The 21,323-nt window shown below is 69.3% G+C and carries 23 protein-coding genes, 1 tRNA gene and 1 riboswitch; of the genes, 8 read left to right on the top strand and 16 right to left on the bottom strand.

Going from position 1 to position 21,323, the window contains the following annotated elements; all coding sequences use genetic code 11:
- Window positions 1-26: 26 nt before the first annotated feature.
- From AB0B45_RS07530 to AB0B45_RS07505, 6 genes are all read right to left on the bottom strand, one after another.
- A complete protein-coding gene (locus AB0B45_RS07530; RefSeq protein ID WP_358126836.1) occupies window positions 27-896 on the bottom strand; it encodes a hypothetical protein in 870 nt (289 codons plus the stop codon).
- A gap of 158 nt (window positions 897-1,054) precedes the next feature.
- Window positions 1,055-1,189, bottom strand: a riboswitch (cyclic di-AMP (ydaO/yuaA leader).
- A 318-nt stretch (window positions 1,190-1,507) separates the two neighbouring features.
- Window positions 1,508-1,879, bottom strand: a complete 372-nt coding sequence (locus AB0B45_RS07525; RefSeq protein ID WP_358126834.1) for a hypothetical protein — start codon at window positions 1,877-1,879, stop codon at window positions 1,508-1,510.
- A gap of 24 nt (window positions 1,880-1,903) precedes the next feature.
- Window positions 1,904-2,275: a roadblock/LC7 domain-containing protein gene (locus tag AB0B45_RS07520; protein ID WP_358126831.1), complete on the bottom strand. Its 372-nt coding sequence runs from the start codon at window positions 2,273-2,275 to the stop codon at window positions 1,904-1,906.
- A 29-nt stretch (window positions 2,276-2,304) separates the two neighbouring features.
- Window positions 2,305-3,114, bottom strand: coding sequence for a hypothetical protein (locus AB0B45_RS07515; RefSeq protein ID WP_358126828.1), 810 nt, complete (start codon window positions 3,112-3,114; stop codon window positions 2,305-2,307).
- Window position 3,115: 1 nt separating this feature from the next.
- Window positions 3,116-3,490: a roadblock/LC7 domain-containing protein gene (locus AB0B45_RS07510; protein ID WP_358126825.1), complete on the bottom strand. Its 375-nt coding sequence runs from the start codon at window positions 3,488-3,490 to the stop codon at window positions 3,116-3,118.
- Between the two features lie 278 nt (window positions 3,491-3,768).
- Window positions 3,769-3,972 (bottom strand): DUF5302 domain-containing protein, encoded by a 204-nt coding sequence (locus tag AB0B45_RS07505; RefSeq protein WP_358126822.1) that lies wholly within the window; start codon window positions 3,970-3,972, stop codon window positions 3,769-3,771.
- A gap of 78 nt (window positions 3,973-4,050) precedes the next feature.
- Between AB0B45_RS07505 and AB0B45_RS07500 the strand changes: the two genes are divergently transcribed.
- Entirely contained in the window at window positions 4,051-4,650 is a 600-nt protein-coding gene (locus AB0B45_RS07500; RefSeq protein ID WP_358126820.1) for a DUF1707 domain-containing protein, read from the top strand.
- Window positions 4,651-4,802: 152 nt separating this feature from the next.
- On the opposite strand, the gene AB0B45_RS07495 is transcribed toward AB0B45_RS07500, so the two are convergent.
- The 3 genes from AB0B45_RS07495 to AB0B45_RS07485 all read right to left on the bottom strand — a co-directional run bounded on the left by AB0B45_RS07495 (window position 4,803) and on the right by AB0B45_RS07485 (window position 6,426).
- Window positions 4,803-4,876, bottom strand: a tRNA-Lys gene (locus AB0B45_RS07495).
- A gap of 51 nt (window positions 4,877-4,927) precedes the next feature.
- Window positions 4,928-6,094, bottom strand: a complete 1,167-nt coding sequence (locus AB0B45_RS07490; RefSeq protein WP_358127561.1) for a class F sortase — start codon at window positions 6,092-6,094, stop codon at window positions 4,928-4,930.
- Window positions 6,094-6,426 (bottom strand): hypothetical protein, encoded by a 333-nt coding sequence (locus AB0B45_RS07485; RefSeq protein WP_358126817.1) that lies wholly within the window; start codon window positions 6,424-6,426, stop codon window positions 6,094-6,096. Before AB0B45_RS07485 ends, AB0B45_RS07490 begins: the two co-directional genes overlap by 1 nt.
- 215 nt (window positions 6,427-6,641) lie before the next feature.
- On the opposite strand from AB0B45_RS07485, the gene AB0B45_RS07480 reads away from it, so the two are divergent.
- Both AB0B45_RS07480 and AB0B45_RS07475 read left to right on the top strand, forming a co-directional pair.
- Window positions 6,642-7,472, top strand: coding sequence for a MoxR family ATPase (locus AB0B45_RS07480; protein ID WP_358126814.1), 831 nt, complete (start codon window positions 6,642-6,644; stop codon window positions 7,470-7,472).
- On the top strand, window positions 7,469-8,809 hold the full coding sequence (locus tag AB0B45_RS07475; RefSeq protein WP_358126811.1) for a VWA domain-containing protein: 1,341 nt from the start codon (window positions 7,469-7,471) through the stop codon (window positions 8,807-8,809). The genes AB0B45_RS07480 and AB0B45_RS07475 overlap by 4 nt, the downstream gene beginning before the upstream one ends.
- On the opposite strand, the gene AB0B45_RS07470 is transcribed toward AB0B45_RS07475, so the two are convergent.
- Window positions 8,790-9,578 (bottom strand): nuclease-related domain-containing protein, encoded by a 789-nt coding sequence (locus AB0B45_RS07470; RefSeq protein ID WP_358126809.1) that lies wholly within the window; start codon window positions 9,576-9,578, stop codon window positions 8,790-8,792. The genes AB0B45_RS07475 and AB0B45_RS07470 overlap by 20 nt on opposite strands.
- A gap of 132 nt (window positions 9,579-9,710) precedes the next feature.
- Between AB0B45_RS07470 and AB0B45_RS07465 the strand changes: the two genes are divergently transcribed.
- The gene (locus tag AB0B45_RS07465) at window positions 9,711-10,289 is read left to right on the top strand and encodes a TetR/AcrR family transcriptional regulator (protein ID WP_358126806.1); all 579 of its coding nucleotides are present in this window, start codon (window positions 9,711-9,713) and stop codon (window positions 10,287-10,289) included.
- Window positions 10,290-10,420: 131 nt separating this feature from the next.
- Here AB0B45_RS07465 and AB0B45_RS07460 read toward each other — a convergent pair whose 3' ends face one another.
- Genes AB0B45_RS07460 through AB0B45_RS07450 form a run of 3 tightly spaced genes read right to left on the bottom strand, consistent with a single transcriptional unit; the run spans window position 10,421 to window position 13,793 of the window.
- The gene (locus tag AB0B45_RS07460; protein ID WP_358127559.1) at window positions 10,421-11,464 is read right to left on the bottom strand and encodes an acyl-CoA dehydrogenase family protein; all 1,044 of its coding nucleotides are present in this window, start codon (window positions 11,462-11,464) and stop codon (window positions 10,421-10,423) included.
- Entirely contained in the window at window positions 11,461-12,600 is a 1,140-nt protein-coding gene (locus AB0B45_RS07455) for an acyl-CoA dehydrogenase family protein (RefSeq protein ID WP_358126803.1), read from the bottom strand. Before AB0B45_RS07455 ends, AB0B45_RS07460 begins: the two co-directional genes overlap by 4 nt.
- A complete protein-coding gene (locus AB0B45_RS07450) occupies window positions 12,591-13,793 on the bottom strand; it encodes an acyl-CoA dehydrogenase family protein (RefSeq protein WP_358126800.1) in 1,203 nt (400 codons plus the stop codon). The genes AB0B45_RS07455 and AB0B45_RS07450 overlap by 10 nt, the downstream gene beginning before the upstream one ends.
- Before the next feature lie 106 nt (window positions 13,794-13,899).
- Between AB0B45_RS07450 and AB0B45_RS07445 the strand changes: the two genes are divergently transcribed.
- A complete protein-coding gene (locus AB0B45_RS07445; protein ID WP_358126797.1) occupies window positions 13,900-14,487 on the top strand; it encodes a GNAT family protein in 588 nt (195 codons plus the stop codon).
- A 70-nt stretch (window positions 14,488-14,557) separates the two neighbouring features.
- Here AB0B45_RS07445 and AB0B45_RS07440 read toward each other — a convergent pair whose 3' ends face one another.
- Window positions 14,558-15,283, bottom strand: a complete 726-nt coding sequence (locus AB0B45_RS07440) for a TetR/AcrR family transcriptional regulator (protein ID WP_358126794.1) — start codon at window positions 15,281-15,283, stop codon at window positions 14,558-14,560.
- A 75-nt stretch (window positions 15,284-15,358) separates the two neighbouring features.
- On the opposite strand from AB0B45_RS07440, the gene AB0B45_RS07435 reads away from it, so the two are divergent.
- Complete coding sequence (locus AB0B45_RS07435) at window positions 15,359-16,510, top strand: FAD-dependent monooxygenase (protein ID WP_358126791.1); 1,152 nt, start codon at window positions 15,359-15,361, stop codon at window positions 16,508-16,510.
- Here AB0B45_RS07435 and AB0B45_RS07430 read toward each other — a convergent pair.
- Window positions 16,413-17,297, bottom strand: a complete 885-nt coding sequence (locus tag AB0B45_RS07430; protein ID WP_358126788.1) for a hypothetical protein — start codon at window positions 17,295-17,297, stop codon at window positions 16,413-16,415. The two genes, AB0B45_RS07435 and AB0B45_RS07430, sit on opposite strands and share 98 nt — an antisense overlap.
- A gap of 74 nt (window positions 17,298-17,371) precedes the next feature.
- Window positions 17,372-17,734, bottom strand: a complete 363-nt coding sequence (locus tag AB0B45_RS07425; RefSeq protein ID WP_358126785.1) for a VOC family protein — start codon at window positions 17,732-17,734, stop codon at window positions 17,372-17,374.
- 452 nt (window positions 17,735-18,186) lie between these two features.
- Between AB0B45_RS07425 and AB0B45_RS07420 the strand changes: the two genes are divergently transcribed.
- Complete coding sequence (locus AB0B45_RS07420; RefSeq protein ID WP_358126782.1) at window positions 18,187-19,053, top strand: EamA family transporter; 867 nt, start codon at window positions 18,187-18,189, stop codon at window positions 19,051-19,053.
- Window positions 19,054-19,133: 80 nt separating this feature from the next.
- The gene (gene secA2 / locus AB0B45_RS07415; RefSeq protein WP_358126779.1) at window positions 19,134-21,323 is read left to right on the top strand and encodes an accessory Sec system translocase SecA2; all 2,190 of its coding nucleotides are present in this window, start codon (window positions 19,134-19,136) and stop codon (window positions 21,321-21,323) included.

Genomic DNA, 21,323 nt, shown 5'->3' with positions numbered 1-21,323 from the left:
ATTCTGTTTCGGGTGACGGCAAGAGGCTAGCGGGAGATGACCTTGCGCAGGTGGCCGCGGCCCAGGTAGCCGACGCCGCCGACGATCGCCAGACCGCCGATGAGGGCGAGAGCCGTTCCGGTGTGGCCGTCCTCGTCCTTGGTCACGGTACGGGCGGCCGTGGTGGTGGCGCCCGAGTCGTACGAGGCGGGCTCGACGGACGCGCCGCCCTGCGCCTCTTCCGACTTCTCCGCTTCCGCGACCTTCAGCGCGGCGACCTTCTTGGCCTCGGCCTTCTTGGCCTCCTCGGCCTCCTCGGCCTTCTTCTTCTTCGCCAGGGCGAGAAGGTCGACCGGCGGCTTGGCCGGGTTCGTGTCCTTGCGGCTCCACGCGCCGGTGGAGAAGGCGACGGGCTGGTTCTTCTTGCCCGGGCCGTTGCCCCATTTGGTGACGACGTACTGGACCTTGATGTGGCCCTCGCCGCCGATGCCGTCCACGCCCAGCGTGTCGGAGTTGAACCTGCCGCCGGTGAGCTCGGCGAAGGTCTTGGCATCGAGGTCGAGCATGATGCCGTTGTTCGAGGGGTTGCCGGGACCGCGGTCGCCGACGAAGAACGGGGCCTTCTTGCCCTTGTAGAGGACGTAGCCCTCGGTCATGAGGGGCCAGCTCGGGCTGGCGACCAGACCCTTGCGCATCGGGATACCGCTCGCGGGCAGGCCGGTGTCTCCGGCGCGGCCGGAGGCGTCATCCCAGTAGTAGGAGGCGGTGGTGGCCCCCTGAAGGAGGGCGCGCTGCTGGGTGACCTGGGAGATGTCGGGCCCCGTCGGCTCGGCGAAAGCGGCGGCGGCGCCGGAACCGACGGTGAGAGCGGTGGTAGCGAGCAGGGCGGAAACGCGCATGCCGAAGCGGCGGGTCATGAAAGTCCTTTGTGCGGGGGAAATGGGCAGTCCGCGCTCAAATGAAGATCAGGCAAAGGCGTAGCCGGGCATGGGCCTGACAGTCGCTACGCAGAGGGAGCGCGAAGAAGCGGGGGAAGAAAGCGCCGCTCAGTTCAGGGGGTGATAGTGCACGAGTGTGGTCCTCTCCATCTCGCCTACCGGGTTAGCTGACGGGTTCGGGCGTGGAGATGCCCTACCGGCACAGAGCCGGATTCACCCCAATGAGATGGGTCCCCGGTTCCCGCGTTCGCGGGATTCGGCGCCAACCAGCCTGCTCTCCCTTGTGAAGAGCACGGTCACCGGTCGGTCACGTAATGGACTCTATGGGCAAAACACCCCAAAGGCAAAAGCAAGCCCATGAATCGGAAAGAAGATCTACCCTTTATCGTCATGAATCGACAGGCGCAGAAGACACGAAAACCCCTGCGAATCAACGGGTTTCGTGGGGTTCAGCGCAGTAATTCGATCAGTAGACAAGAATCTTGAATGAGTCATGGTAGAACGCCGGAATCGTCACGGCGCGAGGGGGCGCGCCCAGGTCCCACGGCACGCCCCGTGTCCGCCGCGCCGCGGACACGGGGCGCGGTCCGTCAGACTTCGAGCTTCTCCTCGATCGAGCGCATCTGGTGCCGCGCCATCGCGAGGTTGGCCCTGCCGCGGTCCAGGGCGAGGTAAAGGAACAGTCCCTTGCCGCCCCTGCCGGTCATCGGCCTGATGATGTGGTACTGCCCCGTCAGCGTGATGAGGATGTCCTCGATGACGTCCTTGAGGCCGAGGGAGTCCATCGTGCGCATCTTGGCCTTGACGACCTCGGTGTTGCCCGCGGCCGCCACCTGCAGGTCCAGGTCCTTGGAGCCGCCCAGGGCGCCCAGCGCCATGCCGCTGCCGTAGTCGACCACGACGGCGCCGAGAGCACCGTCGATCGCCATCATCTCCTTGAGGGAGACGTCCATGCTGGCCATGCGTTTCCTCCGTGTGGATGTGAGTCACTTTCGCGATGCGATGGCGGCGACGCTCGCCGCCGTCTTGCGACCCTCCAGCCGCAGCAGCCCGAGATTGGTACCCGGGTCAGCCAGGACCGTGAGGACGATCGTGGGGCCGGCCGCGTAGAAGGCGGCGAAGCCCGCGGTGCCCGAGATGAGGGTTTCCTCCAGGGCGCCCTTGCCCGCTATGACGGCCATGCGTTTGCTGAGCGCGAGCAGCGCGGCAGAGAGCGCCGCCGTCTGCTCGACGTTGCCGCCCGTCAGGTCGCTGGCGATGGTCAGCCCGTCCACGCTGCAGGCGATGCTCCCGCTCACGTCGGGTGTGCGTTCACGCAGGAGGACCATCTCTCTCAGCACCTCGTCCCGCAGCTCCATCGGTGGCCTCCTTCTGAGTGAGGGGAACCTCACGACAGCTCCTCCAGCGCCTTCTTCAGCCGGATCAGCAGGTTGATGTCGGTCGGGTCCGCGGTCACCACGGGCCCGAGCGGCAGGGTCGGAGCGTCGAGGTTGGGGCGCGGCCCCGGCTCCTCGGTCCGGCCGAGCCGCCTGGGCAGTGGCGGCGGCGCCGTACCCTCCGGGCGCGCGAGCAGGCCCGCCGCCGCCAGCCGCCGTACGGCCACCAGCGTCGAGTAGCCGGGCCTGCCGAGCTTCATGGCCAGCTCCAGCGGGGTGGTCGCGCGGTCGGCGTGGACGAGGATCTCCCACTGCAGGTCGTTCAGCACGACGCGGTGGCCCGGCAGCCGCCTGACCGGCGCCACAGGCGCGGTGTCCACCTCGGCCGACGGCCAGATCCCCGCCAACTGAGCCCTCCTCCGCCCGCACTCGCGGACGATCTCCTCGACCTCGAAGTACCAGTGGGAGCCCAGCCAGTGCCGCTCGCCCGGCCGGAACTTGGGCCTGCTTCCCGTGACGGGCAGCAGGAAGTAGGCCGCGTCGAGCACCGCGCCGAGCACGCAGTGCTGTAGCTCGCCCTTGGTGACCATGCCGTCCTCGACCAGGCGCGCGCCGCCGCCCTCGCGCTGGGCCCTGCGCAGGGCCGGGGCCGAGACCCTGCCACTGGCGATCAGCACGTCCTCGGCCCTCGGCGTGTCGACGCACTCCATGTAGGTGACCCGTCCGGCGTCCATGAAGATCGTGCCGGCCCGCCCCACCCGCAGGGCGCCCGTCGAGCGTTCTCTCGCCAGCCCGGCGAGCAGCGTGTCCAGTGCGGGCATGTCACTTGGCCAACTGTCCTGAGATGGCCTGCAGGCGGTAGCGCGCCAGGGCGAGGTTGGCCCGCTCCCTGTCCAGCCGCACGTACAGGACCAGCGGCCCCTCGAACGGCGTCACCAGGTGGCGCACCAGATGGTGACCCTTGTCGGTGGTGATGAGCATCTCGTCGAGGCGGATCGTTCCGTCCGGCGAGGTCTGGGCGAGCCCGTCCGTCGTGTGGCGCAGCGCCTCGCTCAGCGCCGCCGCCGAGCGTTCGACGTCGATGCCCTCGCCCCCGCTCGCGGCCACCGCCATGCCGCTGGTGTGGTCGACCACCATCGCGTCGAGGGCGCCAGGTATGGCCATGACCTCGGCCAGGCAGTCATCGAGTCCCAGCACGAAACCTCCCTCACCGTCGCGCTGACCGGGACAGCGTAGGAGGAGGCCGTGTCATCTTAAGAAGGGACGAGACCACGGTTATGGATATTTATAGCTAGAGGAGCGAAAAAGCCCATCAGAGTGGCAAGGCTATTCCGCCGGGCGGCCATTGAGAATGTTTTTCATATTCTATGGCCGCAGCGCGTCACCGCAGTTCGGCGTAATGGTGAATCGTTTCAGTCAGGCCAAAAAGAGCGGGAGGGCACGGCATTGCCGTACCCTCCCGGGAAGCCGAGGCGTCAGCCGCCGCTCTTACGGCGGAAGGTTCGCTTGCTCGAGGCCGGACCGTGGGCGCCGTGGATTTTCGAGGGATCCTTTCCCTTACCGCCCGCGACCGAGTCTGCGTGCGCGTTGTTCTTGCGCTCCAGCGCCTCGCGGAACTTCCGCTTCAGCTCATCCTCGGCAGCCTCGGTGGGCTCGGGTTCCGCCGGTGTTTCAGCCATCAGGACCTCCTGGTCTTGGGGACAGTGACAGCTTCGCACGAGCTCACGGGCCACGCGAAACCGGTCTAGGCTTTACCCATGACCCCCCTGCCCGACCGCGACCCGCGCGAGATGCGCGCCGCAGACCTCGACCGTGAGCGCACCGCCGAGATCCTCCGTACCGCCGCGGGAGACGGGCGGCTGGGGATGGAGGAGTTCCACGAGCGCCTCGACCAGGTCTACACCGCCAAGACCTACGCTGAGCTCGACCTCCTCACCCACGACCTGCCCACCCCCTCCCACTCCCCCTCGCCCTCGCCCTCGTCCTTGCCCTCGACGACCTCGGGCGAGGAGAGCGGCGTCGCGATCGCCGTCATGGGCGGGTTCAAGCGGACCGGCATCTGGCGGGCGCCGCGCCGGCTGACCACCGTCGCGTTCTGGGGCGGCGGGAAGATCGACCTGCGTGACGCGGTGCTGAACGGCGGAGAGATCACGATCAGGGCGTTCGCCGTGATGGGCGGGGTCGAGATCGTCGTGCCCGAGGACGCCGACGTCAACGTGACGGGCATCGGGATCATGGGCGGCTTCGACCACGCCGCCAGCGGCGCGGGAGCGCCGGGCGCCCCGCGGATCAGGGTCACCGGGTTCTCGTTCTGGGGCGGCATCGACGTGAGGCGCAAGCGCCGCAAGCGCGACTAGCCGCGACCGCTCCTTCATCCCGCCGCTCGTCTTGTCCGGGCCGTCCTTTGGTGGACGGCCGCGCAGATCCGTGCGCCTCCGAACATTTCTTCCGGCATTTCCCCGAAACAGCGAAAGCCCAGGCCGGTGAACCGGCCTGGGCTTTCGATATGTGCGCCGCCAGGGACTCGAACCCCGGACCCGCTGATTAAGAGTCAGCTGCTCTAACCAACTGAGCTAGCGGCGCCCGCGGGAAGAAATATACCCGGCTTCGCGACGCAGGTCGAATCAGCGGCAATCAGGCCCACTCGCCCCTGTTGAGGAGCCTGGCGAAGACCACCGTGTTGTCGACGTAATGCCTGGTGGTGGTGTTGAACGCGCCCGCACAGGTGATCAGTCGAAGGGCCGGGTAGCCGGGGTCGCCGTACACCTTGGCGGCGGGGAAGTCGTCCTTCGGGTAGGTGGCGATCTTGGTGACGACGAAGCGCAGCCGCTCTCCGTCCTTGCGGGTCACATAGATCCGCTGACCGGGGCGCAGCTCGCTGAGCTTGTAGAAGATGGCGGGGCCCGTGGTGTTGTCGTAGTGCCCGAGCAGGATGGCCGCACCCGGCTCTCCGGGCTTGGGACCGCCCTCGAACCAGCCGACCTTCCCCGACGCGCTGAGCGGCGGGGCGGCGATCCTGCCCTCCTCCGTGCCGACCCGCATGACGCCGGCGCCGATGTCCAGGCTGGGAATCTGGATGGTCGCGGGAGGGACGTTGGCAGCCTTGGCCTGGCGCTCCGCGGCGGTCTCCTGGCGAGCGTCCCTGAGATCCGCGACGCGGGCGGGCCTGTCGGGCCTGTACAGGTTGACGCGATCGGCCCAGGAAGTGTCGTCCCGTCCGGACTTGTCCAGGTCCGCGCGACCGGGCCTCGGGGTCTCGACGCGAACAGGCCTCACGGACTTGTCCAGGTCCGCGCGACCCGGCCTGGCGGGCTCGTCCGCGTCCTCCCGACCCGGCCTGGCAGGCCTGTCCTCGTCTTCACGATCCAGCCTGACGAGCCGGTCCGCGTCCACACGATCCAGCCTGACGAGCCTGTCCGCGTCCACACGATCCAGCCTGACGAGCCGGTCCGCGTCCACACGATCCAGCCTTGGGATCGCCGCGCGAACAGGTCTGGATGGCCTGTCCGTCGCGGCGTGACCCGGCCCGGGAATCTCGCGCCTGGCGGGCTTGTCGGTATCGGCGCGACCCGGCCTCGGGGCCTCGGCCCGAACAGACCTGGCGGGCTTGTCCGTCCCCACCCGCCCCGGCCTGGGAATCTCGGCGCGAACGAGCTTGGCCGGCTTGTTCGTGGCGGCGCGACCGGGCTTGGGGGCCTGGACTCGCTCGATGCCGGCGTGCGCGGCGACCGGCGCCAGGGCCAGAGTCGTGAGGGAGGCCGCCACGCACAGGGCGTGGCGGCCGACGATGTGTCCCCTCATCACTTGCGAACGGTTACCTTGGCCATGGCGCCACCGCCGGTGTGCGGGCCGCGGCCGCCCAGGCCGGGGCCCCAGCCGCGGCAGGTGTTCCACCATCCGCCGCCGCCGCCACCGCCGCAGCCGTGGAATTCTCCGCAATGGCCGGAGTGGCAGCCATGCCCCTTGCCGAACCCGTCGCCCTTGTCGTCCCACTCGTCGCCACCGTCCTTCCAGTCGTCGCCCGCGAGGACGACGCGGGCGGGCAGGGTCTGCGCCGAAGCGGTGGTCGCCGTGGAGGCGAGGCCGAAGCCAGCGACCAGAATCAGGCCGGTGGCGGCAACTGCGATACGCATCGCTATTTCCTCTCTGAGTGACTATGAAGTCAGTGCGGAAATCCCCCCTGCGCGCGCCCGCCGAACCGACACAATCCGCTTCTTGCCATGACCATTACTGCATTAAGGCAGAACCCCCGTTTATCGGCATTTCTCTAAACGCCATAGAACAGCTCAATTCGGACTTATTGCTGCGTCTGCTAGAATAAAGTTCGGTCCCCCAGACAGGAGCATCGATGTTCAACTCGCCCGCTGACGTGAGCGAGCGGCTCGCCGCCGTTGACTACCTCTCCGACGACTCCATCGCCACCTCGGTGTTCCTGGCCGCCGCGCTCGGCAAGCCCCTGCTCGCCGAGGGGCCCGCGGGGGTCGGCAAGACTCAGCTGGCCAAGGCCGTGGCGCAGGCGACGGGGGCCGAGCTGATCAGGTTGCAGTGCTACGAGGGGCTCGACGAGGCCAGGGCGCTGTATGAGTGGAACTACAAGAAGCAGCTCCTGCGCATTCAGGCGACGAGCTCGGACGACGACATCTTCTCCGAGGAGTTCCTGCTGGAGCGGCCCCTGCTCAAGGCGATCAGGAGCGCGGGGCCCACCGTGCTGCTGATCGACGAGACCGACAAGGCCGATGTCGAGGTCGAGGGCCTGCTGCTGGAGCTGCTGTCGGACTTCCAGGTGACGATCCCCGAGCTGGGCACGATCGAGGCCACGCTTCGGCCGTTCGTCGTCCTCACCTCCAACGCCACGCGCGAGCTGTCGGAGGCGCTCAAGCGCCGCTGCCTCTACCTTCACATCGAGTACCCGACGCAGGACCGCGAGCGCGACATCGTGCTCTCGCAGGTGCCGACCCTGCCTGCCGACCTGGCCGAGCAGCTCGCAAGGACGGTGGCCACGCTGCGGGCGCTCGAGCTGAAGAAGGCCCCTTCGGTCGCCGAGACCGTCGACTGGGCGCGCACCCTCCTGGCGCTCGGCCGCGAGGAGCTCGACGAGGAGACGGTGTCCGGCACGCTCGGCGTGGTGCTCAAGCACGCGTCCGACCAGGCGCGCGCCCGCAAGGAGCTGGGCCTGTGAGCCTGGTGGACCGGCATGTCGGCTTCGTGCACGCGCTGCGTGAGGCGGGACTACCGGTGTCGCTGGCCGAGGGCCTCGACGCGGCCAGGGCACTACAGGTGATCGACCTGGCCGAGCGTGAGTCGCTGCGCGCCGCATACGCGGCGACGCTGGTCAAGAGGCCCGCCTACCGGCCCGGTTTCGACGTGCTGTTCGACCTGTGGTTCCCGTCCTCCACCACGGGTCTGTCCGCGGAGCCGGGGAACCGGTACGGCGAGCGCGACGACGATCACGCCGATCCCAGGGAGCGCCTGGGCGAGCTGCTGCGCGCCTCGACCGACGCCGAGATGAGGGAGTTCGCCCGCGCGATGGTCGAGCGGTTCGGCCGCCAGCCCGCGGCGGAGGGCAGGCAGAACTGGTTCTCCTACAGCGTCATGCGGGCCCTGTCCCCCGACACCCTCATGGCGCGCCTCCTGCAGGGCGTGGCCAGGGGCGGCCTGGAGGAGAAGATCGCCAGGCAGCGCGTCAACGCCAACATCAAACGCTTCGAGGACGCCGTCGCCACCGACGTCAGGCGCAGGATCGCCGAGGACTCGGGCATCGAGCGCATCGCCCGCTCCGCCGTACGGCCCCCCGTGGACCAGCTGGACTTCCTGCGGATCACCAGGGCGGACCTCGTCAGGCTGCGCCGAGAGGTGTATCCGCTGGCGCGCAGGCTGGCCACGCGCCTGGCGATCAGGCACAAGCACGGCAGGCGGGGGCGGCTCGACTTCCGCAGGACGATGCGGGCGTCGCTGTCCACGGGCGGCGTGCCCATGGAGCCGAAGTTCAGGCCGCCGCGGCCGCACAAGCCCGAACTGGTGGTCCTGTGCGACACCAGCGATTCGGTCTCGTCGTTCGCCCATTTCACGCTGCTGCTCACATATGCGCTTCGGGAGCAGTTCACGAAGGTGCGGGCGTTCGGATTCGTCGACACGGTGGACGAGATCACCCGGTTCTTCGCGCCCGGTGGTGACGTGAGCGAAGCGCTGGCCAAACTAGCAACAGAAGCGAATATGTCGCGTTTTGGCCGGACGAATTATGGGCGGGCTTTCGAGGAATTCGCGAAGAAGGACGCCGTCGGACCCAAGACGAGCCTGCTGATCCTCGGCGACGCGCGTTCCAACTACCAGCCGCCCGCGCTCGACACGCTGAAGCGGCTGGCGAAGGGCGCCAGGCACGCGTACTGGCTCAATCCCGAGCCGAGGCAGCAGTGGGACAGCGGCGACTCCCTCGCCACCGCCTACGGCTCGATCGTGCCGATGCGCGAGTGTCGCAACATCGCCCAGCTGGCGGAGTTCATCGAGCGACTGGCCTAGCCAGCTCCCGCGCCGCCGTACGGGCGAGCAGCTCGATCTGTTCTTCGCTCAGCACCACCCTGTCGGCCCTCTTGATGACCTTGGCGGCCAGGGAGGGCTTGAGCAGCGTGATGCCCTCGGCGCTCACGATGCCGCCGCGCGGCAGCCTGCCGCAGTGGACGGCGAGTATCGGCTGGATGGACAGCGCGATCCCGGTCTCCCTGCCGAGCAGCTCGGCGAAGGCGTCGGCGGTGGCGACCAGCGGCTTGGCGACGTGGGTGCCGAACTTCTCGCCGAAGAACAGCCGCCCGCCATAGGCCGCGATGTCGGTGTCGGGCGACCACGACTCGTTGTCGACGATCCAGACGCCGCCGGGGCCGATGACCAGGTGGTCGATGGAGGCCTGACCACGGATGGCCCTGCCCTGCAGGATGCGGTAGCCGGAGCTGTTGAGACCGCGCTTGAGCTTGCGCTGGGTGATCACCTCGCCGCGGCGGCGACCGCGCCAGACGGAGGTGGCGTTGAAGTTGTACCAGACGATGCCCCAGTCGAGGGCGGCCACGAGAGCGGCGGACAGGAGCCCGAAGACGGGTATCCATGGGAGGTCGAAGCGGATGGCCAGCGCCAGCCCCGCGACGAGCCCCACGCCCGCCTTGATCGCCCTGGACCGCTGACGGTTCTTCGCGTCCTCGCGGAAGAACTTCTCGTACCACCACTGCGGGGACGAGCCTGTGAACTTCTCGTCCTGCTGCACGTAGATCGAGCCACCGGGCACGGCAAACTCCCCCAAGCTCAGAAGGTTGACCACGGATCTGCCACGCCGAAGATCCCTCGCTGGTCATCAAATACCCAAGGTAAGCCTAACTTAGCCGTGAGGAGCCCCTTCCGGACACTCGACCGACCAGTCGGTATGCTGTTGACCATGGCACAGGAAGAACCGGTCAGACAGCGGCTGTTGTCCGAGGCGACGCGGCTGTTCGCCGACCGCGGCTTCGAGAGTACGTCAGTGCAGGAGATCGTGGTCGCGGCCGGGGTCACCAAGGGGGCGATGTACCACTACTTCGACTCCAAGGACGATCTGCTGCACGAGATCTATGGCCGCGTGCTCCGGATGCAGATGGAACGGCTGACGAAGATCGCCGACGGCCCCGGCACCGTGTCCGAGCGCCTGCACGCGGCGGCGGCCGACGTCGTGGAGACCACCACCGACAACCTCGACGACTCCAAGATCTTCTTCAGGTCGATGCATCTGCTCGCCCCCGAGACGCAGAAGACCGTCAGGGCCGAGCGCCGCCGCTACCACGAGCGCTTCCGCGACCTGGTGGCGGAGGGGCAGCGGGAGGGCGTGTTCCGCTCCGCGGTGCCCGCCGAGATCGTCGTCGACTACTTCTTCGGCTCGGTCCACCACCTCGGCTCCTGGTACCACGCCGAGGGCGTGCTCTCGGGCGCCCAGGTCGGGGCGCACTTCGCCGACCTGCTGCTCACGTCGCTGCGACCGTAAGGGTACGCGCGACGCCCTTGGTGACCGTCCGGCCGACCAGGGCCGCAGGCGGCGAAGTACGACGCGACGTCGAAGGAGCAGGCGCGCCGAGGGACCTGCGCGCCGCTCCCGATGGACGACCTACGCCACGCTCAGGCAGGCCCCGGCAGGTCGGCGAGCGAGGCCAGCGCGTCCCGGTGATCGCCCGGAGTGCCGAGGGCGAGTTCGGTGGACTTGGCGCGCTTGAGGTACAGGTGAATGGGATGCTCCCAGGTCATCCCGATCCCGCCGTGCAGCTGCACCGCCTCCTCCGCCGCGTGCACCGCCACGCCAGCGTTCCACGCCTGCGCCACCGCAGCGGACATCGGACCGGCGTCGGTGGCTCCGCGGGCGGCGGCCCGTGCTCTGACGACGTCCAGCCACAGGTCGGCGAGCCTGTGCTTGATCGCCTGGAAGGAGCCGACGGGCCTGGCGAACTGGTAGCGCTCCTTGACGTAGGCGAGCGTCGTCTCCAGGCACCACTCGGCCACGCCGAGCTGCTCGGAGGCCAGCAGTCCCGCCCCGAACCGCAGCGTCTCCCGCTGGTCGAATGCGCCCAGCGGCTCGGCGGCGCCGTCGAGGGTGACGTGCGCGATCGGCCTGGTCAGGTCCAGCGAGGGCACGACCTCGACGCGGGCATCGGCCGCGCGGACCGCGTGGAGGACGCCGTCGGCCGGCACCAGCAGCACGTCGGCCACATCGGCGCCCGCGACCCCCCGGACCTGTCCGGTCAGCGTCCCGTCCGTGAGAGTGACCGTCGCCCCTGCCTCCCTGTACGGCGAGGCCGCGAACGGCACGGCGAGGGCCGCGGTGATCTCGCCGTCCGCCATCCCGCGCAGCAGGTCCACGGCGCCCACCTGGAGCAGGGCATGGGTGGCCAGCACCGAGCTGGTGAAGAACGGGACAGGCGTCACCCCCCTGCCCAGTTCCTCCAGCACGACCGCCGCTTCCCGCGCGGAGGCGCCCGCCCCGCCGTACTCCTCGGGGATCAGCAGCCCCGCCACGCCGATGTCGCGCGCCAGCGTCTTCCACAGGTCCAGGTCGTGGGGCGCGCCCTCGATCCTGGCCAGCACCGCGGACGGCGGGCAGTGGTCGGCGAGCAGGTCGCGGACGGCGGCCCGCAGCTCCTCCTCGACGTCGGTGTAGAGCAGCGTCATCGCGGCAGGTCCTTCCACGGAACGTCCTTGTCGACGCGGGGTTCGGAGGGCAGGCCGAGCACGCGCTCGGCGATGATGTTGCGCAGGATCTCCGAGGTGCCGCCCTCGATGGAGTTGCCCTTGGCGCGCAGGTACCGGTAGCCGGGGCCGCGGCCGAGGAAGTCGACCGAGTCGGAGCGGCGGAAGGCCCAGTCGTCGTAGCCGAGGTCGCGGTGGAACTCCACCTCGAAGCCGGTCAGCGCCTGGTTGAGCTTGGCGAACGACAGCTTCATGCCCGACCCTTCGGGGCCGGGCTGCCCGGCGGCGAGCTGTTCGCGCAGCCGTACCCCTGAAAGGCGGGTGACCTCGGCCTCCACCCACAGCGCGAGCAGGCGCTGGTGCAGGTCGTGGGTGCGCAGCTCGGGGTGCTCACGCCAGGCGTCGGCGACCAGGCCGACCATGCCGCCGCCCTTGCGGACGGGCGCGCCGCCGATGGCCACGCGCTCGTTCATGAGCGTGGTCTGGGCGACCCGCCAGCCGTCGCCGACCTCGCCAAGGCGCAGGTCGTCGGAGAGCCGCACCCCGGTGAGGAAGACCTCGTTGAACTCGGCCTCACCGGTGATCTGCCGCAGCGGGCGCACGTCGACGCCGGGGGCGTGCATGTCGCAGATGAAGTACGTCAGGCCGCGGTGCTTGGGCAGGTCAGGGTCGGTTCTGGCGACGAGGATGCCCCAGCGGGCGTGGTGGGCGCCGGAGGTCCACACCTTCTGGCCGTCGATGACCCATTCGCCGCCGTCCCTGACGGCGCGGGTGGCCAGCGTGGCCAGGTCGGAGCCCGCGCCGGGCTCGCTGAAGAGCTGGCACCAGATCTCCTCGCCCGTCCACAGCGGCCGCAGGAAGCGCTTCTTCTGCTCCTCCGTGCCGAACGAGAGGATGGTCGGGGCGGCCATGCCGAGGCCGATCCCCTGCACGCCGGTGTCGAGCTGCGGGGTGTGGGCGAGCGCGCGCTCGACCTCCCGCTGCAGCTCGCGGGGCGCGCCCAGGCCGCCGAGCCCCACGGGGAAGTGCACCCACGCCAGCCCTGCGTCGAACCGGGCGCGCAGGAACTCCAGGCGGTCGGAGGGGGCGTTCTCCAGGAACCTGTCGACTACATCCACTTCTTCAGCTCCCTGTGGGCGAGCGAACGCTTGTGCACCTCGTCGGGTCCGTCGGCGAAGCGCAGCGATCGCACTCCCGCCCAGAGCCCCGCCAGCGGGAAGTCCTGGCTGACGCCGCCCGCGCCGTGGACCTGGATGGCCTTGTCGAGGATCCACTCCACCTCGCGGGGCGTGGCGATCTTGATGGCCTGGATCTCGGTGTGGGCGCCCTTGTTGCCGACGGTGTCCATCAGCCACGCGGTCTTGAGCACCAGCAGCCTGAGCTGCTCGACGCGGACCCTGGACTCGGCGATCCAGTCTTGGACGACGCCCTGCTCGGCGATCGTCTTGCCGAAGGCCGTCCGCTGGAGCGAGCGCCTGCACATCAGCTCGATCGCCCGCTCCGCCATGCCGATCATGCGCATGCAGTGGTGGATGCGGCCTGGGCCGAGCCTGGCCTGCGCGATCGCGAAGCCGCCGCCCTCCTCGCCGATCAAATTGTCGGCGGGCACCCGCACGTCCTCGAAGACCACCTCCGCGTGGCCGCCGTGGTCGGCGTCGCTGTAGCCGAAGACGTGCATGCCGCGCTTGATGTGCAGGCCAGGGGTGTCGCGAGGGACGAGCACCATGCTCTGCTGCCGGTGCTTGGGCGCGTCGGGGTTCGTCTTGCCCATGACGATGAGGATCTTGCAGTCCGGGTTCATCGCGCCGGAGATGAACCACTTGCGGCCGTTGATGACGTACTCCGCGCCATCCTTGACGATCTGGGTGGAGATGTTGGTCGCGTCGGAGGAGGCGACGTCGGGCTCGGTCATCGCGAACGCCGAGCGGATCTCGCCGTCGAGCAGCGGCCGCAGCCACTCCTTGCGCTGCCACTCGCTGCCGAACATCGACAGCACTTCCATGTTGCCCGTGTCGGGCGCGGCGCAGTTGGTCGCCGTCGGCGCGATCCTCGGGCTCCGTCCGGTGATCTCCGCCAGCGGCGCGTACTGCAGGTTCGTGAGGCCGGCGCCGTGCTCGCCCGGCAGGAAGAGGTTCCACAGCCCTCTCTTGCGGGCCTCCTCCTTCAGATCGGCCATCAGCGGCGGGCTGCTCCAGCCGCTCACGGCCGCCTGCTCCTCGAAGGCCTCCTCGGCCGGGTAGACACATTCGTCCATGAAGCGCAGCAGCCGCTCGCGCAGGTCCTCGGTGACGGTGTCGAAGGCGAAGTCCATGCCCTGACCATACCGACCGGCCGGTATGAGTGTCGACAAGTGGTCGCGAGGAAAACCGATCGGGTGGCCATAAGCGCAGGTGGACGCCTTAGGTACGGTGTCCCACATGACCGCCAAGCTGCCCTCCGCCACCGTGCTCGAGAACGCTGTCGTACGGCTCGAGCCGCTGACCCTTGACCACATCCCCGACCTGTTCGAGGCGGGGGGCGGGGACGAGGAGGTGTGGTGCTGGTTGTCCGTACCCGTGCCGCGCACGCCTGAGGAGCTCGCCGCGATCGCCGGTGAGCTCATCGAGAGCGACAAGTACGCGGCGCACGCGGTCATCCTCAAGCAGAGCGGCAAGGCCGTCGGGTGGACGACCTACCTCGACGTGCCCGGCTTCGACCAGAGCATCGAGATCGGCTGGACCTGGTACGGCAGGGCGGTGTGGCGCACGGCGGTGAACACCAGTTGCAAGGTGCTGCTGCTCGACCACGCCTTCGACGTGATCGGGTACAACAGGGTCCAGCTGAAGACCGACCACCTGAACACCAGGTCGCAGGCGGCGATCGCGCGGATCGGCGGGGTGCACGAGGGGACGCTGCGACGCAACAGGCAGCGGCCCGACGGGACGTGGCGGGACACGGTCGTGTTCGGCATCCTTCCCGAGGAGTGGCCGCCGCACCGCGCCCGCCTGGTGGGACCCGCCGCCTGACCTCGACCGGGTCTCCTCACCATCCGCCAGTCAGTCAGCACGTCGGTCAGTCGGTCAGTCGGTCAGTCGGTCAGGACAGCATGCCGGAGAGGAACTCGCTCAGCCCCGCCCGAAGGTCCTCGATCGAGGGCATCACACCCGCGCCCGCGATCGCGTCGAACATGACGCCCTCGCCGTAAGCCACCAACTGGCGCCCGTGCCGTACCGGATCCCGCGAACCAGCCGCGGCGAGCAGCGCGACGGCGGGGTCCCGGAAGCGGGCGCCCGCCATGTCGTAGATCTCCCGGAGCTCGGGACGGCGGGTCGCCTCCAACGCCAGCTCGTAACGGGCGAGTGTCCTGCGCCGGTCCGCCAGCTGCACCCAGAGCAGCTCGGCCATCAGACCCGCCAGGTCTCCCCACTCCAGCAGCTCGGCCACCCCGGATCCGCGGGCGCCCCCCTCGCCGCCCGCCACCCCGGCCCCCTCATCGTCGGTCGGGCCCGGCCCAGCGGCAGGGCCTTTCCCCAGCGTCGCGGTCAGGCTGGAGGTGAGTGCCCGTTCGGCCGGGGAACCGGCACCGGGCGCGGCGGTCCGCTCGCCCGGCAAGCCCATTGCGGGAGCCAGGGCCGCGGCCTCGAGCTCGGTCAGGCGCTGCAACGTCAGCTCCAGCAACGCGGCCCTGGTGCGTGCCAGGTTCGACGTCGAGCCGGGAGGGAGACCCGCGAACTCGTCCACCGCGCGGTGCGTCAACCCGCGCATGCCGCGCTCGGCGAGCAGGGTGATGGCCGCCTCCGCGACGGCATCCAAACGTTTCACCTAGCCAGACTACACTTGTAGTTGAACTACGGCTGTAGTACGGTCCCAACTACAGTCGTAGTGAGGAGACAGGCGATGTCGAAGGCAGTCGTGATCGGTGCAGGGGTCGGCGGGCTGACCGCGGCCATCGCGCTGGAGCAGCGTGGGTGGGAGGTCACCGTTCTGGAGCGCGCGAAGAAGCTCGAACCCGTGGGCTCAGGCCTGGCGATCGCGGCGAACGCCCTCAAAGCACTCGACATGATCAAGCTGGGTGACGAGGTCCGCCGCCTGTCCAGGATCCAGGGCAAGGGTGGAATCCGTACGCCGACGGGCCGCTGGCTCGTCCACGCCACCGAGGAGCGGGCCACCGCCAGGTACGGCGACTCGGTGGTCATCATGTTGCGCGCCACGCTCATGGACCTGCTCGCCGACCGGGTCAAGGATCTACGCCTCGGCACGACCGTCACCGGTGTGGACGCGGAGAACGGTGTGGTGCGGACCGACGCCGCCGAGTTCGAGGCAGACCTGGTGATCGGGGCAGACGGCATCCACTCGGCCACCCGCAGGACGCTCTTTCCCGGCCATCCCGACCCCGTCTATTCAGGGGTGACCGCGTGGAGGGCGCTGGTCCCCCATCCTGGCGGCACGATCCAGAGCACGGAGAGCTGGGGCAAGGGTCTGGTCATCGGCGTCCACGCGCTGGCCGACGACCTCGTCTACGTCTACGCCACCGACCTGTCGCCCGCGGGAGCCGTACACGCGGATGAGCGGCAGGAGCTCCTGCGGAGGTTCGGGGGATGGCACGAGCCGCTGCCCACGCTGCTGGGGTCGGCCAGCGGGGAGAAGGTGATCCGCAACGACATCTACCACCTCGACACCCCGCTGCCGGCGATGCACCGCGGCAGGGTTGCGCTGATCGGCGATGCCGCGCACCCCATGACGCCGAACCTCGGTCAGGGCGCGTGCCAGGCCGTCGAGGATGCGATCGTCCTGGCGATGACCCCCTGCGACCTGCCCGCCTACACCGCGGCCAGGCTCGAACGCACGTCGAAGGTGGTGGCCCAGTCGATGAGGATCTGCGGGCTGACCAAGATCCACAACCCGCTCGCCGTACGGCTGCGAGACACGGGAATGTCGCTGGCGGCCAGGTTCAGCGCTGATTTGATGTTGCGCTCGATGGATGAGGTACTGGGATGGACACCTCGGGCAGCGGTCGCGACTGGTCGGGGGCCAGCCGCCCGAGTGTGATCGTCCCGCCGATGGTCAGCGCCGCGGCCAGCAGGGCGGGCACCGCCGTCGACGGCGAGGTGGGCAACGGCTCCCCGAGCAGGATCGCCCCCGCGAGCACCGAGGTGATCGGGTCGATGACCTGCACGCCCGCGTACGCGATGCCGAAGTAGCCGACCGCGTAGGAGCGCTGCAGCAGGATCACCGCGAAGACCAGCATCGTCGGAATGACCAGCGTGAACCAGTGGATGAGCCTGGAGAAATCACCATGCAGGCCGCCGCCGACCACCCGCACGAACGTGGACACGCTCGCGGTCACCACACCCGCCCCGACCGACAGCAGCAGCGCCTTGGTCGCGCCCGTCGACCTGGCCGCCGCCATGTTCGCGACCAGCACGATCAGCCCGATCACCGCCAGGAAACCCAGCGCGGCGGGGGTGGACAGCTTGGGCGTCACGTCGGTGTGCGGGACCAGCAGCGTCAGCCACAGCAGTCCCACCGCGACGGCGATGGAGCCGAGAACCTCCGCCTTGTACGGCTTGCGGCCGTACAAGTAGGCGGCCAGCGGCACGGCGAACACCAACGTCGCCACCGACACCGGCTGCACGACCACGAGTGGCGCGAAACTCAGCGCCACCGCGTGCAGGCTGGCGCCGGTGAAACCGATGATGCCGCCGATCCACCAGCGCGGGCGCTTCACCAACTTGAACGAGGCGCCTTCGGCGACTGCCTCGAACTGCTGCAGCGCCGCTCCGACGGCGTATCCCAGTGCCCCAGCGAGGGCGATGATCAGGCCGACCCAGGTCATGGGCGCCCACGCAGGGGCATGTTCACGAGCATTGCTCCAGCTTATGATGCCGGCCGCATCGCTCGAATCAGACTTTAGGACGACCTCTCGGGACATACGCAGAACAGGTGCCCTTCGGGGTCCTGCATGACCACCCAGCCGTCGCTCGACTGGAAATCGGGCTTGGTGGCGCCCAGGCTCTGGTACTCCTCGACCGCCTTCGCCACGTCCGGCACCCGGAAGTCGAGGTGGAACTGCTTGTCGTCGCTGGGCCACGCGGGGGCCTTGTAGCCGGGGATACGGGCGAAGTAGATGGTGTTCGTGCCGTCGCTCACGGCGGAGTATTCGGCCTCGGCGACCTGGATGTCGAACCCGGTGACCTGGTGCCAGAACTCGGCCATCCGGACGGGGTCTTCGCAGTCGATGGTGACGGCGAGCAGGTTTGCCTTCGTTGTCATGCGGCCAGTCTTCATCCCATACCTGTCAGGTTGTGTCAGGTACAAGAAACCGAATCCACCCAGCTCGAACGCACCGATGACGGACCGAAGGTCGGCGGTGGCGGGCGTCTCAGACGAGCGGGACGGCGCAGGTGGCAGGCGTCGCAGAGGGCGGAGCCTCGCGGATGGCGCGGGGGCTCGGATGGCGCGGGGCGCGGATCGCGGGGAGGCACGGATCGCGGGGAGGCACGGATCGCGCGGAGGCGCGGATCGCGGGGTGTGAGGACGGGGAGGTGCTCAGGCGTGTGGAGAGCAGGGCGTAGGGTGGGCCCGTGCCGTTCTACGTGATTTCTCCGCCCCCCGCGCACTAGCGGGCGGCACCTCTCCTGATTTCTCCGGATCCGAGCGATCCGGTGGTGGTCGCTGCCCGCGTACGGGCCGGACGTCGACAACCACTCCTTCCGGAGAAATCAATGACGCAAGTTTCCGTACGGCGCGGCGTGCTGTACGTCTCTGTGGCCGCGGCCGCCTGGGGCACAGGTGGCGCGGCCGGTTCCCTGCTCTTCCAGTCCGCCGGGCTGGGGCCGATCGGGGTGTCGCTCTGGCGATACCTGCTCGGCGCGGTCTTCCTCATCGCCCTCGTTCGTCGCAGGCCCGGCCTTCACAGCAGGACCCTGCTCGTGGGGGTGGGGATGGCGGTGTACCAGACCGCCTACTTCGGGGCGATCTCCTTCTCGGGGGTGGCCGTCGCGACGGTGGTCACGATGGGTGCGACCCCGGTGTTCACCGCGCTCGGGGGACGGTTGTTCCTCGGGGAGCGGCTCGACAGGGTGGGCGCGATCTGCGTGGCCGCCGCCCTGGTGGGGTTGATCCTGCTCACCGGCGAGACGGGGCTCGGTCGGGGAAACGCCGACGCCGGGACCCTGGCGGGGCTGGGGTTCGGGTTGGTCTCGGCAGCCGGGTACGCCGCGGTCACCCTCCACTCCCGGAGGCACCACGACGACCCCTACGGCACCGCGGTGGGCGGGTTCGCCGTGGGTGCGCTGTGCCTCGCCCCTTTCGCGCTGTTCGATGGCTTCCTGCCGCAGGTCACCCTGCCCACCGTGGGTCTGCTGCTCTACCTCGGCGCCATACCGACGGCCCTGGCGTACGGGCTGTACTTCAGGAGTCTGTCCGTGCTCAAGGCGACCACCGTCTCGGTGATCTCCCTCGGCGAGGCGGTCGGCGCGGCGGCCCTGGGGGTGCTGGTGTTCGGCGAGCGGCTGACCGTGCTCACCACGGCAGGCTGCCTCGTCCTGCTCGCCGCGGTGATCACGCTCACCGTTCACGAACGCGGATGAGCTAGTGTCCGGTACGGCGGACGCCGCCGTACCGGACAGATCCGGGAACAGGTGCCGACTGACCGCTCGTTGGAGGATTCGTGGCGTCGTTTTCCGGGTTTTTCAGGAATATTCTGGACCGGCCAGGTGGCCTGAACCTGACCTCGTACAAGAAGATCGTCGAGGCGGCCGGCAAGCTGTCCTATCCCGGCGAGCTGCCCGAGCCGAAGATGGACAACCTGGCCGAGTTCTGTGCCGTGGCCAGGGAGGCCGCCGACAGGACGCTGGGGCTCAGGCCGTACGACGTGCAGCTGCTCGGCACGCTGGCCCTGCTCCACGGGCACGTGGCGGAGATGGCCACGGGCGAGGGCAAGACGCTGTCGGGCGCGATGGCGGCGGCGGGCTACGCGCTGCAGGGCAAGCGGGTCCACGTGATCTCGGTCAACGACTACCTGGCGCAGCGTGACGCGGAGTGGATGGCGCCGTTCTACGACGCGCTCGGCGTCACGGTCGGCTGGCTCGGCCAGAACTCCACGCCTGAGGAGCGGCGCGAGGCCTACGACAGGGACGTCTGCTACGGCCCGGTCAGCGAGATCGGGTTCGACGTGCTGCGCGACAGGATGCGCACGAGCGCCGGCGACATCATCATGCCCGCGCCCGAGGTGGCGCTGGTGGACGAGGCGGACTCGGTGCTGGTGGACGAGGCGCGGGTGCCGCTGGTGCTGGCGGGCGCGGCCGACGCGGGCGATGCCGTACCGGAGATGGCGGAGCTGGTGCGCACCCTGGTCAGGGGCTACCACTACGAGATCGACGAGCAGGCGAGGAACGTCTTCCTGACGTCCAAGGGCGCCGACAGCGTGGAGTCGATCCTCGGCGTCGAGCTGTACGACGAGAACGAGCCTGGCACGCTCATCGAGCTCAACCTGGCGCTCCACGCCCACGCGCTGCTGACGCGGGACGTCGACTACATCGTCCGCGACGGCAGGGTGCAGCTCATCAACCCCTCGCGGGGCCGGGTGGCGCTGCTGCAGCGCTGGCCCGACGGATTGCAGGCGGCGGTGGAGGCCAAGGAGGCGCTCTCCCCCACCGAGAAGGGCGAGATCCTCGACCAGATCACCGTGCAGGGGCTGATCAAACGCTATCCGCAGGTCTGCGGCATGACCGGCACGGCGGTTGCGGTCAGCGAGCAGCTCGGCGAGTTCTACGGCCTCAAGGTCGCGGTCATCCCGCCGAACACGCCCTGCGTCAGGGAGGACGAGCCCGACCGCCTCTACCCGACGGAGCCCGACAGGGACGCGGCGCTGGTGGAGGAGATCCAGGCGGTGCACGCCACGGGCAGGCCGATCCTGATCGGCACGCTCGACGTGGCCGCCTCGGAGAACCTCGCCAAGCTGCTGCAGCGCCGCGGCATGGAGCCCGTCGTGCTCAACGCCAAGAACGACGCGGAGGAGGCCGCGATCATCGCCCGCGCCGGAGAGCGGGACGCCATCACCGTCTCCACCCAGATGGCCGGGCGCGGCACCGACATCCGGCTCGGCGAGGGCGTGGCCGAGCTGGGCGGTCTGTACGTGATCGGCTCGGGCAGGCACGTCAGCAGCCGTCTCGACGACCAGCTGCGCGGCCGCGCGGGCCGCCAGGGCGACCCCGGCGGTTCCGTCTTCTTCGCGAGCATGCGCGACGACCTGGTCACGCAGTACGTCCCCGACGAGCGCCCGCCGTCCGCCGACCCCGACGGCGTGGTACGGCACCGCCGCGGCGCTTACCTCGTCGGCCACGCCCAGCGCGTCGCCGAGGGCGTCAATCTGGAGATCCACCGCAACACCTGGCGCTACACCCGCCTGCTGGAGCACCAGCGCGAGCTCATCCTTGAGTGGCGCGACAAGGTCCTGCACACCGAGTCGGCCGCCAACGCGCTGGCCGCCGCCGATCCCGAGCGCTGGGACGCCCTCGACGAGGACACCCGCGGCGAGACGGCCAGGCAGATCGTCCTGCACGCGATCGACACCTGCTGGACCGAGCACCTGGCCTTCCTGAGCGACCTGCGCGAGGGCATCCATCTGCGGGCGCTCGGCCGGATGAGCCCGGTGGACGAGTTCCAGCGCGAGGCCGTGGCGGAGTACAAGACGCTGCTCGCCGAGGTCGAGCGCCGTTCGCTGGAGTCCTTCGAGGCTCCGGCCCGCGAGCTGAAGCGCCCTTCGGCGACGTGGACGTACATGGTGCAGGAGAACCCGTTCGGCACCGAGCTCGATCGCCTGCTGAAGCGGGTGACGTCGGCGCTGCGCCACGGCTGA

The sequence above is a fragment of the Nonomuraea sp. NPDC049152 genome (genome assembly GCF_040648355.1).
Classification (GTDB): domain Bacteria; phylum Actinomycetota; class Actinomycetes; order Streptosporangiales; family Streptosporangiaceae; genus Nonomuraea.
The sequence above is the reverse complement of the archived record's forward strand: the minus strand, read 5'-3'. Positions and strand labels throughout refer to the sequence as shown.